Annotated in this window: 12 protein-coding genes; 3 read left to right on the top strand and 9 right to left on the bottom strand. The window is 62.4% G+C overall.

The annotated features are described in order from the left end of the window. Positions 1-101 precede the first annotated feature (101 nt). Entirely contained in the window at positions 102-683 is a 582-nt protein-coding gene (locus tag F4Y38_16045) for a DUF4416 family protein (GenBank protein ID MXY50792.1), read from the bottom strand. Positions 684-813: 130 nt separating this feature from the next. Here F4Y38_16045 and F4Y38_16040 point away from each other — a divergent pair, with 130 nt between their 5' ends. Further along, entirely contained in the window at positions 814-1,578 is a 765-nt protein-coding gene (locus F4Y38_16040) for a glucose 1-dehydrogenase (GenBank protein ID MXY50791.1), read from the top strand. A gap of 76 nt (positions 1,579-1,654) precedes the next feature. On the opposite strand, the gene F4Y38_16035 is transcribed toward F4Y38_16040, so the two are convergent. The 6 genes from F4Y38_16035 to F4Y38_16010 are packed head-to-tail and all read right to left on the bottom strand — an operon-like array spanning position 1,655 to position 7,706. Continuing rightward, positions 1,655-2,866 (bottom strand): MFS transporter, encoded by a 1,212-nt coding sequence (locus F4Y38_16035; protein MXY50790.1) that lies wholly within the window; start codon positions 2,864-2,866, stop codon positions 1,655-1,657. Between the two features lie 13 nt (positions 2,867-2,879). After that, the gene (locus F4Y38_16030; protein MXY50789.1) at positions 2,880-3,638 is read right to left on the bottom strand and encodes a hypothetical protein; all 759 of its coding nucleotides are present in this window, start codon (positions 3,636-3,638) and stop codon (positions 2,880-2,882) included. 57 nt (positions 3,639-3,695) lie between these two features. Beyond that, positions 3,696-4,670, bottom strand: coding sequence for an undecaprenyl-diphosphate phosphatase (locus tag F4Y38_16025; protein ID MXY50788.1), 975 nt, complete (start codon positions 4,668-4,670; stop codon positions 3,696-3,698). A 56-nt stretch (positions 4,671-4,726) separates the two neighbouring features. After that, positions 4,727-5,986 carry a glycosyltransferase family 2 protein gene (locus F4Y38_16020; protein MXY50787.1) on the bottom strand — a complete coding sequence of 420 codons (1,260 nt, stop codon included), beginning with the start codon at positions 5,984-5,986 and terminating at the stop codon, positions 4,727-4,729. 49 nt (positions 5,987-6,035) lie between these two features. Further along, on the bottom strand, positions 6,036-7,049 hold the full coding sequence (rfbB, locus tag F4Y38_16015) for a dTDP-glucose 4,6-dehydratase (protein ID MXY50786.1): 1,014 nt from the start codon (positions 7,047-7,049) through the stop codon (positions 6,036-6,038). Positions 7,050-7,064: 15 nt separating this feature from the next. Then, positions 7,065-7,706: a molybdopterin-dependent oxidoreductase gene (locus F4Y38_16010; GenBank protein ID MXY50785.1), complete on the bottom strand. Its 642-nt coding sequence runs from the start codon at positions 7,704-7,706 to the stop codon at positions 7,065-7,067. 312 nt (positions 7,707-8,018) lie between these two features. Here F4Y38_16010 and F4Y38_16005 point away from each other — a divergent pair, with 312 nt between their 5' ends. Continuing rightward, entirely contained in the window at positions 8,019-8,765 is a 747-nt protein-coding gene (locus F4Y38_16005) for an SDR family oxidoreductase (protein MXY50784.1), read from the top strand. A gap of 21 nt (positions 8,766-8,786) precedes the next feature. Here F4Y38_16005 and F4Y38_16000 read toward each other — a convergent pair whose 3' ends face one another. Further along, the gene (locus F4Y38_16000; GenBank protein MXY50783.1) at positions 8,787-9,896 is read right to left on the bottom strand and encodes a galactose mutarotase; all 1,110 of its coding nucleotides are present in this window, start codon (positions 9,894-9,896) and stop codon (positions 8,787-8,789) included. 139 nt (positions 9,897-10,035) lie between these two features. Here F4Y38_16000 and F4Y38_15995 point away from each other — a divergent pair, with 139 nt between their 5' ends. Next, complete coding sequence (locus F4Y38_15995; GenBank protein ID MXY50782.1) at positions 10,036-13,095, top strand: ATP-dependent helicase; 3,060 nt, start codon at positions 10,036-10,038, stop codon at positions 13,093-13,095. Here the strand turns inward: F4Y38_15995 and F4Y38_15990 are convergent. Continuing rightward, complete coding sequence (locus F4Y38_15990) at positions 13,087-14,223, bottom strand: alanine racemase (GenBank protein ID MXY50781.1); 1,137 nt, start codon at positions 14,221-14,223, stop codon at positions 13,087-13,089. The genes F4Y38_15995 and F4Y38_15990 overlap by 9 nt on opposite strands. Positions 14,224-14,482 lie beyond the last annotated feature (259 nt).

The following is a 14,482-nucleotide window of genomic DNA, read 5'->3' as shown; positions in this document are numbered from 1 at the left end:
TAAAATAAACCGGGCGCTCAAAACAGGTCAAGACAAAATGAATCGGCGGTTATGATTTTCGGCTGACGGGCGATCCCGTTCATCCGAATGGACACGTCCGGTCAGTCGGCCCTCGAACTTCCCCGCTGGTCGAGAAAAGCGCCGCGCACGCGGGTGAAGAAATCGAGCGCCGCTTCCGTGCTGTAGTCCCGGTAGGTCCAGGGCAACGGGGTGAACTCGCCACGGGTGTACAGCAGCGTCACCTCGGCAAATATCCCCTTCCCGATATAGATGCGGTGGCTGTAATTCTTGGTGGTCGCCAGGACGAGCTGGCCGCCGTTGACGTAGCCCGGATCGATGTTCAATCCCCGTCCGGGCATGCCGTCGGACCGGGTCAGGCCGGGTTCGAGGTCGTTGCTCGCGCGCTTGATTTCCGCGAGGTCCTCCGGATATACAAGCGGTCCGAATCCGAGGAACTGCTTGACCAGTCCGGTCCCCATTTCCCGTTCATAATAGGATGAGAAGGTAAAGTCGAACACCGGACCGGCCAGCTCCACCGCGCCGAACCGACCGGCCAGGAGTTCGCGACCCTTCGCCAGCATCGATTCGTCCTGTCCCATGATTGCGCATACCAGCTTAACGGGTTCGGGTTTTGTGGGTTTACCCAAGGTCGAGTCGCCTTCCAGACTATGCGTTTGTCTCATTGCCACGAAGCGTGCCGGGCTGTATATTCATTCGCCCTTCGTACGACAGGAAACAGATACCGGTTCAGGGTGGACGTTGTCAACGCTAAACGGGCGGACCTTCAGGACCGGCAGTCTCACAGGAGCACAAATGAATCTCGAACGGTTTTCACTCAAGGACCGGGTCGCCATCGTAACCGGCGCGGGAACGGGCATCGGCCAGGGGATCGCGACGGCCATGGCCGAATCGGGCGCCCGGGTCGTCCTTGCGGGCCGGACCCGCTCCAGTCTCGAGGAGACCGGGGAGACCATCAGGGGGTTCGGCGGCGAAACGCTGATCGTGGAAACGGACGTCTCGGACCGGGACGGCCGGGAATCCCTGGTGGCAACGACCCTGGAAACCTGGAAGCAGATCGATATCCTGGTCAACAACGCGGGGGTGAATGTGCGCACGCCGCCGGAGGACTACCGCGAGGAGGACTGGGACCGGGTCGTGGACACCAACCTGAAGGGCACCTTCTTCCTCACCCAACTCGCGGCCCGGCACATGATCGAGCAAAAGTATGGCAAGATCATCCAGATCGCTTCACTGGCCGCCATCACGGGCATTCCCCATATCCCGGCCTACACCGCCGCCAAGGGCGGTATCGCTTCCATGACCTACCAGCTGGCCATCGACTGGGCCCCGTACAACATCAACATCAATTCCATCTGTCCTGGATATATCCGGACGCCACTGACCCGTCCCGTCGAAGAAAGCGAGCGGGGCGCCTACATCCTGAACCGCGTACCGGCCGGCCGCTGGGGCGAACCGGAGGACATCGCCGGCACCGCCGTGTTCCTGGCCTCACCGGCCTCGGATTTCCTTACGGGACAACTGATCGTGGTGGACGGCGGCTGGATGGCCGGCGGCTAGCCTGCGGCTAACACGCAGATGATCGCCCGATCGCCCGCAACGATCGGGGCGCCGGCCCGTCCTCAGACCACTCGCGTTACCCGGCGGCCTCCGCCTGGATCACCCGGCCCGTACCCGGGCGGGGCACCTTGATGAACCCGGTGGCCACCAGGGTCAGGACGGCGACGACCGCCGCGCCAATGAAGACGTACTGGTAGCCGTACATTACCCATACCAGTCCGCCCAGGGTGGGAATGGACATGGATACCGCGTGGTCGATGGTGACGCCCAGGGACAGGGTCGCGGTAAGATCGTCTTTTTTAACGACGATCTTGCTGGCATAGGTGGTCCGCGCGATACTGACGTTGAACAGGACCAAGTCGAGCACGAAACTGGCATAGATGAGATCCACCGCCCACGCTCCCAGCCCCATTTCCGCGGCGAAACCGTAGCCCACGCAGACACCGATCAGCAGCACCGCGTCGATCATCAGCACCAGGCGTTCCCCGAACCGGTCGATCAGCTTGCCCAGTTGCGGCGCGAAGAACATGCCGATGACGGATGCGACCAGGTGGAGCGACGCTATGGTGGATACCGGTTTGTCGAAGATGCTGATCAGTACCCAGGGACCGAAGGTGATGAAGATCTGCTTCCGCGCGCCGAAGAGGATGTTCAGCAGGTAGAAAAGGGTGTACCGCTTCCGCATGATGAAGGTGGGGCGGTTGCCCGTGTGCCCCTCGATGGGACGCATCGCCAGGTAGCTGTAGACGCCTCCGAGGGCTACCAGCGCGGCAAGGGCGAAAACGGGCAGGTAGCCGAGTGAAGTGCCGCCCAGTCCCATCCAGAGCAGGATGCTCCCCAGGATGGCGGCGCCGGTCTGGATGCCGCTCAGGCGCCCCAGCATGGTGGCGCCCCGTCCTTCGCGGGCCAGTCGGAGTGCGATCGTCCGGGTCACGGGCATCTGCAGGTGCATGCCGATGCTCCAGATGATCATCGAGGTGAGCATCAACCCGTAAAGATCGCCGTATAGCCCAAGCCCCATGAATCCCACGGCCATCAGCGCCATGGAGAGAGCGGCCATCTTCAGTTCCGACCAGAAGAAGAGGATGCCGGCAAAGGCGGCCACGAGGAAGCCGGGCAACTCGCGGGGAAACTCGAGCTCGCCGCGGCTCATCGCGTCCATTTGGTAGGTGTCGCTGAGGAAATTGTTGAAGCTGATTTCACCCAGCCCCATCGAAAGACCCATGCTGACCGCGCCAAGCACGAAGAGGATGAGTTGACGGTCGGCGGATCTGATCCAGGAAAGCAAGGGGGGCTCCGGTCTAGGGCAGATCGAACTTCTTCAGTTCGTCCCGTATTTCGGCAGCCCGTTCGAACTGCTCGTTCTCGACGGCCTCCGTCAATTCCGCCCTCAACTGGTCTTCCTCGGATCGGGGCTGTTGTTTACGGATCTCCTCGGCCATGTCCCTCAAGACTTTCAGTTCCTGGCTTTCCTTGACCAGGTCGTCCCGGTCGTAGGAACGGAAGAAAGTCTCGATTTCCTCTATGCCTTCTTCAATGTGGCCCAGGGCCTTGTCTATATCGCCCGAATCCGTGGCGATCAGGCTTCGCGCCCTGGTGCGGTGCATGATGACGAAGGGACGGTACTGCTCGAGGGACAGGCGGTCGTCGTCGTTCTCGGCATGGGTCCGAACGATTTCCATGATCTGCAGGTTGTGTTCGGCGTCCCGGCAGGCTTCGTGGTAGGATTCCAGTTCGAACATGCAGATGCGCCGGTAGTAATACTGCAGCGATTCCGTTTGCAGGCTCACACAGTCCTCGTGGGAGAGACTGAGTTGCGCGTCAGGCCCCTTATCCGCCTTCTTCTTCTCCAGTTTATCCAGAAAGTGATCCAGCAGGGAGGCCTTCCCGTGGGGTCTTTGTCCGTCCGGCCTGTTCGACCACTCCATCTGCAGGATGCCGAGGTCCACGCGCATCTGGATCCTCGTCCGGCCGTCCTCTCCCTTGAACTTGCGCACGATGAGCTTGTCGGGCCCCGTGTAGTCCCATTCATCGAGTAATCTGCTGATGTCTGGATTCATGTGCCTGGCTCCCGTCTGTAGATTGTGAGGTGCCGAGGGAGGTGGATTCAGACCGAATCAGAGTGCGCTGGTCAGCCCGGTCAGTCCGGACAACGCGCCGACCAGTGTCAGCAGTCCGATTCCCCAGCAATAGTACGAAAACCTGGACAGATTGCCGGCAACTACGATGCGAAGGAGCAGCTTGAGCGCGATGTAACCGCTCACGGCCGCCGTGAGGGTTCCCACCGCTATCGCGGACCATTGATCCGGGGGAATGCCGCCCGTATCTCCTGCCTGGACGACGACCGCTCCCAGTATGGCGGGAACCGCCAATAGAAAAGAGTAACGCGCCGCCAGCCGCCGGTCAAGTCCCAACAGCAAGGCGATGGAAATGGTCGTGCCGGACCGCGAGATACCGGGAATCAGCGCCAGCGCCTGGCCCATGCCGATCAGCAGCGCATCGAACCAGTTCGTCCTGCTAAGGTCCCGGCCCGTGTAGCCCCCATGGCCCGCCTGAGTCGACCCGCCAGGCCGGCCAGCACGATCCAGCTGATCCTGCGTGCCAGGCCGTCCCGGTGGATCCGTCCGGCCCCGCTGGCCCGAGAAACGGGACAACCACAGTATGGTACCGGTGACCAGGAACGCACAGCCGACATAGGCCGGTGCGGAAAACAGTTGCTCCAGCTCGTCCTTCCATCCCAGGCCGAAGACCGCGGCCGGAACCGTGCCCACGGCGAGCAGAAGCAGGAGGCGAAGCGCGCCCCGGTCCTCGTTGGCATGGCCCGTTGCCGCGCGCCAGGCACCCGAGACCAGCAAGGCGATATCCGACCGGAACACGATCAGCACGGCGATCAGCGTTCCGAGGTGTACCATGACGTCGAAGAGCAACTGGGTTTCACCCGGTCCGCCTGGTCCGCCTGGTCCGCCCGGTCCGCCCGGTCCGCCCGGTCCGAACAGCCACTGGTACACCGCGAGATGGCCGGAACTGCTGATCGGCAGGAATTCCGTGACGCCTTGCAGGAATCCGAGAATCAACGCGTGGTGTAGTGGAATGGGTCACGCTCCCGGGGCTGGCCTGCTCGAGAAGACCGGCACGGGGCCATCCCTGCTCAGGAAGGCTGGCGCCTGGGTCTTCTCGAATACCGCCTGCGCGGCCTGCGGCCCTGTGTGCGCCCGCTTCCCGATTCGGGCTGGACCTTGTCCTTGGTCTCGGCCTTGGCCGGCGGCGGCTTCGGACTGGAGGCAAAACAGGATCTCACGGCCTGCCAGAACAGAATCAGGGGCAGGGACGGCAAAGCCGCATAGGCCAGGACCGGGGCGCGCATGAACCAGAGTCTGAAAACCACGAAGATCGCAAGACCGGCGATCAGCGCGATCCAGCCCAGGGCGATGGCCGAAGCGACGCCATTCAGGTACACGGCGAGGCCGAAGAACAGCAGTGCCGTGAGCAGCGTCGTGTTAAACGAGGGCATGAAGAGGTTGAAACCGCCGATCACCTGTGCCGCGCTGCGCCATTTCAGGCCATCCATGATCAGTGGCAGTCCATCGGTGCGGGCAAGCTTCCACCTGGATCTCAGGCGGTCGAACGTGGAGCGCACGGGTTTTAAGGCCCGGGTTCGGTCGTATACCCATGCCTGGTCGGTATACTGGATGACCACGTCGTGGCGCAGCAGCTTGGTAAGAAATCCCAGCACGTTGTCCAGCCGGGGCCGTTTCACGCCGTGTTTTTCTACCAGCCGCCGGGAGACGCACAGTCCGGTTCGATGGATACCCCCGGCCAGACGGAGATTCAAGGGCCAGCTTGTAAGCCAGCAGGGTTTCAAGGCGCTCAGCAGGGCCCTGCTCGCCGTATTCCAGGTCCACTTTCTGCCGGTTACGCTGTAGCCGGACTGGACGGCCAGCGCGCCACGGGACAGCTTGTCGCTCATAACGGCAAGGAAGTTGGGGGATATCCTGGACCGGACGTCGAGGACGACGTAGGCGTCATAGCGGTCTTTCGTGGAAAGCCGTTCCAGCACGCCGTGGACCGCATCGTCCGCGTCGGTCCAACGCTGCTTCCCGGGTCCGTAGACGACCGCCCCCTTGCGCCGTGCGATGGTCGGCGTCTGATCCGTGCAGTTCAACGGAGCGACGATCACGTCGAACATGCTCCGCGGATACTTGTTCCGGCGCAGATGCTCCACGGTCCTGCCGATCGTACCTTCGTCGTTCCCCACCGGCACCACCAGGGCGAAAACGTGGCGGGGAAAGATCAGCGGTACCTTGCCGCTTCCGCGGATCCGGCCGATGAAACTCAACAGGAATCCATAGGCCACGAGAACGACCGATCCGGCCAGGACGACCGACTCGAGCAGCGACAGGTACGTCAAGTCTTACACTCCATGTGCGCGCTGGACCTCTTCAAGTTTGATTTCGTTTTCACGTCTGATAACGTTCATCGTACTGCTTTTTATAATACGACCTGAACCCGCTTTCGTTCCGGATCTCCCGCCACCACTGCGGGTGGTCCACGTACCACTGCGCCGTTCTCTCCAGCAGCGCGTCGAAGTCGAGCGACGGACGCCATCCCAGGGCCTGGATGCGGCCGCAGTCCATGGCGTACCGCAGATCGTGCCCGCTCCGATCCGGGACGAACTCGCGCAGGTCCGCGGGCCGGTCGAGGATTTCCAGGACACGGGCGGCCAGATCCCGGCCATTGACTTCACGGTTCGTGCCCACGTTGTACGCGTTCCCCGGCTCGCCGGACCTGAGCACCCGGTCGATGGCGGAACAGTGGTCTTCCACGTAAAGGTAACAGCGCACCGCGCTTCCGTCACCGTACACCGGCAGCGGCTTGTAGTCCAGCGCGTTCGTGATGAACAGGGGCAGGACCTTCTCCGGGTACTGATAGGGCCCAACGGTGTTCCCGCCCCGCGTGATCAGCACGGGCATGTCGTAGGTGGTGAAGTAGGATTGGACCAGCAGATCCGCCGCGGCCTTGCTGGCGGCATAGGGATTTCGGGGCGCTAATGCGTCGCCCTCCTTCGAGTAACCCGTCGGTACGTGTCCGTACACTTCGTCGGTGGAGACCTGCAGAAAGCGCTTCACTTCCAGGCGTCGCGCCGCTTCGAGCAGGACGTAGACCCCGTTGAAATTGGGTTCGATGAAGGAGGACGGGTCGAGAATGGACCGGTCGACATGGGATTCGGCCGCGAAGTTGACGACCGTGTCGACCCCGCGCATCGCGTCGTCGACCGTGTCCCTGTCCCGGATATCCCCGTGAATGAACCGGAAACGGTCCGTGCCCACGCAGTCGTCGATATTGGCCAGATTGCCGGCGTAGGTCAGCGCATCAAGCACCACGATCTGCGTTTCGGGATGGTGTTTCAATGCGTATCGAACGAAGTTACTGCCGATGAACCCGGCTCCACCGGTAACCAGCATGGCATCCATAGAAAGCCTGGCTCCTCAGGAATTGATCCGTCCATCGTCCGAATAACCGCGATTCTCCCAATATCCCTTGTGGTTCTTGCGGGTGACTTCGATCCGGGTAATCCACTTGACCTGCTTGTATCCATACATGCCGGGCATGACCAGGCGAACGGGCGAGCCATGCTTGGCCCACAGCGGCTCGTGGTTCATCTCGAGGGCCAGCATGCTGCTCTTCTTCATCGCCTCGCCCACGGGTACGCTGCTCTCATATTCGTCCGCCCCGTAGAAAATGACGTCACGGGCCTCCGGATCCATGCCCGCCTTATCAAGCAGATCGCGCAGCCGCACGCCGACCCACCGGGCTCTTCCCTGGGCCCCGCCGACGCAACGCAGGATGCTCTCCTGCGTGACCTGCGGCCATTCGTGCAATTCGTCGTACCCCAGTGCATATGGATTCGAAACGGCGCCATCGATCTCGAGCCGTTCCGTTTCGACGTCGATTTTCGGTGGAAATGAGACAATGGCTACGGCGAAGAACCTGCGCAGGGGAGTCAGACCCTCTTCGTCCTTATCAATGGGTACAAACAAGGGGCCGCCTACGGAATGAAGCGTGGGAAGCATGGCCCCGCCGGCAACGAGTCCGGCCGCTAGGGTCTCCAGGAAGTGTCGGCGGTCCATGAACGGGTCCTGTCGGAATCGGGATGGGTCCGAGCCGGTTGGATATGTGCAGCCTGACTGCTGATACGGATACCGGATTCACCGCGGGTCCTATCTCCGCGCCTGACATAAGCTTACACACGTGTAGTACGCCTGTCAAGGCATTTGGGGGCGGTATCGGGGGAATGGATCGGCATGGGAAGCGCAAGGTTGCATCGGGGTTTGATAAATAGGCGGGCAGTGATTAAAATACCAGAAAGGATCGGAATGAAATCGGCATGAATCGGTGAATGCGGGTGAATTTCGCGTAACCCTACGAGGAAGGACGGCAACATGTCGCTCGAAAACAAGACGGTCGTCATCACCGGCGCGGCCATGGGCATCGGCCGGGCCGCGGCCCTGTGCTGTGCGGAGGCCGGGGGGCAGACCGTCCTGGCCGATATCGAAGAAGACGGGCTGAAGGAGACCTTCGGCGATATACACGCCGCGGGCGGCGAGGCTTCCTGCCAGGTAGTGGACGTTTCGGACGCCGGGCAGGTCGAGGTGCTGATGGCGGGAGCGGTCGAAGACTTCGGACGGATCGATGCGCTCATCAACTGCGCGGGCATCCTCGAGGGTGCCTACGTGCCCGTGGACGAGCTGGACGAGGAAGTGTGGCAGCGTGTGATGGACGTCAACCTGAAGGGGTCTTTTCTTACCTGCAAGTACGCCGCGGCCGTGATGAAGGAACAGCAAAAAGGCGTCATCGTCCTGTTGTCCTCCGGCGCCGGGGTACGCGGGGGCAGTTCATCGGTGGCCTACGGGACCAGCAAGGGGGCCGTGCACGGGCAGGCGGTCGTCCTCGAGAGCCAGCTTTCGCCCTTCGGCATACGCGTGCACGCGGTCTGTCCGGGAGGGATCGCGACGCCCATGAAGCTCAGGAACATCGCCGAGGCGGCCGAATCCCAGGGCGGGTCGGTGGAAGAAGCGCTCAAGCAGGCGGAAGCCTACCTGGGCGACCCCGAGGGCGTGGGCAGGATCCTGGCCTTCCTCGTATCCGACCAGGCTGACCACCTGCGCCAGACTGTCTTTACACGATGAGCGCGAGCAGTGGTGGCCCGGTCACCGGTCCGGTGCCGCGGACGCAAAGGCGTAGCACACCTCGTGGCGGTATACGCCATCCGGTTGCAGGATGACCGACGGCCATCCCGGCGATCCCTGTCGGTTGACCGCATCCGGAAAAGCCTGTGTCTCCAGGCAGAAGCCGTGGTGCCTGCCATACACGGCGCCTTGCTTCCCGGTGAGTGCATCGGTCAGGTTGTTTCCCGTGTAGAACTGTACGCCCGGTTGATCGGTCCGGACCGCCATGGCCAGACCAGATCGGCGGGAAGCTACCTGAGCGGCCGGCCTCACCCGCCCGTCCGCGTCGCGCAGGACGAAGTTGTGGTCGTAACCCCCTGGACCTCCCGTTCCGTCGGGCTCCCGCAGACCCGGTGAAGAAACCGCGTCCAACTCCTCGGCGATCGTCTTCGGTCCCGTGAAGTCGAAGGGCGTGCCGGCGACCGGCCTGATTTCCCCCGTGGGAATGAGATGGCGGTCGACGGGCGTGTAGGCGTCGGCGAACAGCGTAACCTCGTGGTCCAGTACCGGTCCGGCCTGGTGCCCGTTCAGGTTCCAGTAGGAATGATTGGTCAGGTTCACCACCGTGGACCGGTCCGACCGCGCCTCCATCGAAATCCGTAGTTCGTCGTCACCGGTCAGGGTGTAGGTAACCGTCGTTTCCACGGTGCCGGGATATCCTTCCTCCCCGTCCACGCTCGTATAGGTCATCGAGACGAAAGGTCCTTCTTCTCGCTGGCCGAAGTCCACCGGCTCCCAGACCTGTCTGTCGAATCCGCCCGGTCCTCCGTGGATGTGATTGGGGCCGGCCCCGTCGTTGATCGCCAGGTGGTAATCCCTTCCTTCCAGCGTGAACCTCCCGCCGGCGATCCGGTTGGCGCAGCGGCCGACCGTGGTGCCGAAGAACGGATGACCGCCCAGGTATTCCTCGAGCGTGTCGAAGCCAAGCACCACGTCCACGAGACGCCCTGCCGCGTCCGGAATCTCCAGGGACTGCAGAATCGCGCCGTAATTGGTAACGTGCGCGGCCGCACCGCTCGCTCCGTTCAACGTGTAGAGAAAAACGGGCCGGGACCGGAAAGTCCCCCAGATAGTCTCTTCTACGACACCCATCGCACTGGCCTCCTCAATCCGAAAATACACGACAGTACATGCGCGATCAACGAAATGTCCCGACGGTACGGGTCCATGGATTCGAGAGCCGATTCTTCGCTTCGACTGATATGAGTGAGGATCGCGGGTCACCCGCGAAATGGAATCTGATAATGAAGACGATGAACCATTGGTGAGAGGAATCTATCTCGTGGTCGAAACACATTCGGCGGATGCCGTGCAGTCGGCGGAACGACTTTCCGAGGCTTGTCCGGCCCCGTTCTCACCGGACGAGATGTCCCGGTGGGAACGAAAGGGCCGTGGACTGGCGATTTTCCGGTGTACCGACCCGTTTCCCCTGCCTGAAGTCGAGTCCAGGCCGGGTACGGCGATCCTGGTCGATCCGGATGAAGAACAGGAGATACCGGGCGATCCCGACCGCCTTGTGCTGAAGTTGACGTCACGGCACACACCCCACCTGAACAGCCTGGTGAATCGCATCGTGCTTCCAGCGTACAGGCGGTGCATTCCCCTGTACCTGTTCGCCTCATGGAACGAGGAATACCTGGCCACCGGGGTGGTTCGTATACCGGACAAAGAAGAGATCGAAGCGGCGATGTTGCCCCTATTGAAAGAACAGCTGCGGTTTCTCCTGGCGTTTACTTGTGTCGTGTTTCCCGATTCAGAGGCGCTGTCTGCGTCGAGGAAACCCTGGCTGACCCCCGTGGAAGTCATGATGCACGAAGGACTTACGCGGGCAGGCCTGCATCACCGGCTCCACGTTCGACTGGGACAGGCCTGTGTCGACGCGCTGGTCGACGGCCCGCATGATGGCAGCCCGCATGATGGCGACCCGCACGATGGCAGCCCGCATGATGGCGACCCGCACGATGGCAGCCCGCATGATGGCGATCCGCACGATGGCGCCGTTGCGGTGGAGATCGACGGCAGGGAGTTTGTCCGCGACGACCGGCTCCAGCTGGACAGGATGATGACCGAAAAGTATGGAATTCGAAAGGTCGTACGGTTCAGCGGGAGTGATGTCGTGCACGATCTCGATGCGTGTGTTGAAAAGGTTCGATCGACGTTGACGGGACGGGGAAACGAGCCGCCGATCCGCATGCCTGACCCGAGTCCGAGCCTGGCCGGGGAACAGGCCATGTGTCTGAACCCCCGGGCCGGCGTGGTACTCACCCTCGCCCCGGCGGGTTCCGGCAAGACGAGGGTGTTGACGCGCCGGGTGGTGGAAGCCGTTCGGGGCGGAATAAAACCCGGCCGGATACTGTGTGTGGTCTTCAACAAGGCAGCGAGCGAGGTGATGTCCGAGCGTATACACGGCGACGCCGGACTGCCAGACGTACATATCCGCACATTGCACAGCCTGGGATACGAGATCTGCAGGCAGGCGCCGGGCAGCCCCTACGCGGGCTACGGCGTCGTTACCGAACAGACACTGCCGGGCGGACTGACCGATCTGTTCAGGAAGGTGCTGAAGGCGGATTTCGAGCAGCACGCCTCCGCCGCGCTCTATCCCTTCCCCGAGCATCTCGTCGTCGCGTACGAGGAAGCGGTTTCACGGTTCAGGAGAACGTTGCTTCCCGTCGGCGGGGACGACTCCAGTGTCGAGATCGAAGGATTCGACGGGTGCCAGGCGCACAGAATCCGCGAGGAAGTGGATCGCCGGATGAATGCGAAAGCCCTGATGACCTTTGACGAGCAGTTGTTCCGGGCCGTGGAAATCCTCCTGGAGCATCCCGCTGCGCGTACGGTCTACCGGCACCGCTTCGATTCGGTCCTCGTGGACGAGGTCCAGGACCTTACTCCCGTGCAGTTCCTGATGCTACGGCTGCTCTCCCTGCCCCTGAACAACCTGTTCGCGGTGGGCGACGACGACCAGATGATCAACACTTTCACCGGGGCGGACCCCGAGAACATCCGCTCCTTTCAGCGGTGGTATCCGGGCGCGGCGATCCACACCCTGGGCGCGAATTACCGGTGTCGACCCGACATCGTAACCCGTTCCGCCAGCGTCATTTCCCACAACGTCAACCGCTTCGACAAGCCCATCCGTCCCGTCCAGACACAGACCGGGCCGGGCAAGGACACGATCCGGGTCATCGCGTGCCCATCGCTGGAAGCGGAAACCGACGCCGTGGTACGCACGATTCGCCGGTGGAGAAAAGGGGGTTACGGATACGGGGACATGGCCGTACTGGTCCGGGTCCAGTCGATCGCGGCGCCCCTGCAGTCCGCGCTCAAGGACGCGGACCTGCCCTTCGACCCGATGGACGCCGGCGCACTGTTCCAATCCCACGCGGGAAGGACCCTGGGCGCGTATTTCGACGTCATCGCTCGTGATGAGCGTGCCGATTCCCTGTCCTATGCCCTCAGCCTTTCCTTTCCTTCCAGGCGACTCTCCAATGAGCAGTTGCGGGAAGCGGCGGCACTCGGCCACCGGTTCCTGGAACGAATGGACAGTCTGCCCGGTGGGCGAACCGACGATCTGCGGGATGAGGTGGTCGCCAATGAGGTGGTCGCCAATGAGGTGGTCGCCAATGTAGAGACATACCAGAAAAGTGTCGAAATCCTGCGCGGTGTCTATGCGTCTCCTGACGGGTCTCCTGTTGGATTCTTGAATGAATTACTGGAGCGAACGGGCCTTGGCGCATACTACAAGAAGCAGGAGGAGAACAGCCGGGAGCGCATGGCCGTATCCGCCGCGGAATCCATCGAGTCGATACGCGAGATAGCCGCCCGGCATGTCTGCAAGAAAGCATTCGTGGATACGTACCTGGAGGCGATGGTCTCCGAAGCCGCTGCGGACCAGATAGACCGCCTTCATCCCGGTGCGTCCCGGGACGATCGCATTACCGTTACCACGGTTCACCGGAGCAAGGGGGACGAATACAAGGGTGTCATCCTCTTCCACGTGGTGGAGGACATCCTGCCCCACCGCCGGATGACCGGATCAGTAGCAGATGTCGAGGAGGAACGGCGCGTATTCTACGTTGCCCTGACGCGGGCCGAGGAAAGGCTGTGCATCACTACGCAACGTAAGCATCCTTCCCGGTTCCTGGCCGAGATGAAGCCTGCCGGTGGAGGCGGCCGACTGACCCGGCTCCGCAACCGGCTGATGCGCTTCCGCGGACGGCCGCAGCGCGTCCGTCCGAGTTCGATAGCACGATCCGTCCTGGACCGCTGCCGCCAGATGCTACCTTGACCCGCCCGCCGCATCCACCGGCCAGGTCTCGAGTCCGTCCGAGGTCAGAACGACATAAGACCGGGCCAGGTTCGCCACGGGACAGCTGTGTACCGGCACCACGCGGATCTTCGAACCGATGGCCAGGTCGAGCCCGTTGCGCCCGACCATGCCATGTTCTTCCGAGACCTTTTCCACGATCATTTCGCCATCGGGTTCGAGGAATCCCGATGCTGGATAGGCCAGGCCGAAACCCTGGTTGCCCGTCATGCCGTGGACGCCCGTATCAGAAGTCAGCGTCTTCGACCCGGCGTCCGTCACGAAATAGTGTTCGTTCCTGCTGATCACCGTGGCCAGCACGGTCAACGCAACATCGGTAACCCGGGCTACGCCCACGCGGACAGGGAGCAGGTCGAGAAAAACGTAATTCCCGGGCCGTATTTCCGTAATCCCGTCGAAACGCTCGGTAGCGAGGACAGCCGGCGTGGCGCCCACGGAGACCTCCTGAACCGGAAGGCCGTCCGACTGCAATGCGTCGCGTACGGCGACCATGGTGCGCCGCTCCGCTTCCGCGACCTCGGCGGCCTCTGCCCTGGACTTCGAACCGTACACGTGGCCTGCGTGGGACATGATGCCCCGGAATTCCAGGTTGGCATGGTCGTGGATCATCCCGGCCAGCTTCCCGGTGCGCAGGTCGTCCGGCAGCAGTCCGCACCGATGCAGTCCCACGTCGATTTTGAGAAACAGTCCTACGGTCTGCTCGTGAGCCGCCGCCCGTTCGCCCGCCACCTGGATGCCCTCCTTCGAGTCGGTCACCACGCGGACGTCGGCGTCCTGAGCCTTTGCGGCGGATAGCAACCGGTCCCACTTCCCCGGCGATACCACCGGCCGGGCGACGGTGATGGATTCGAATCCGCCTTCGATGAATATCTGCGCTTCGTCCACCGTGGCGACGGTGACACCCGACGCCCCCAGGCCGACTTGTCTCCGGCCAGTCTCCAGAGATTTGTGGGTCTTGATGTGGGGACGCAGCGCGACGCCGTGCCGGTCCGCCAGGTCCTGCATGGCGCGCAGATTGCCCATCATCCTGGTCTCATCGAGCAGTACGGCGGGCGTTTCCATCTTATCGATTATCGAATTAGATCTCATGTCCTTGTCCGTAGTTGAAAGTTCGTTCGCGGCTCTAGGTTCGATGCGTTCGGCCCGAAAGGGGTGTTCCACGGCAAGGCGCCGGGTGATTACGGACAGCCTGATTCCCTCTAGATTATACGCAGCGCGTCAACCCCGCGGCGTGTGTCAACCCCGCGGCGCGTGTCCACCCCCCGGCGCGTGTCCGCCCGGCTATCCTCCAAGGCCATCCTTCCCGGCCGCCATTCATGCGGTTTTCCAACTTGACACGACATACGGA

This window comes from Gemmatimonadota bacterium, from assembly GCA_009838645.1.
Classification (GTDB): domain Bacteria; phylum JAAXHH01; class JAAXHH01; order JAAXHH01; family JAAXHH01; genus JAAXHH01.
The sequence above is the reverse complement of the archived record's forward strand: the minus strand, read 5'-3'. Positions and strand labels throughout refer to the sequence as shown.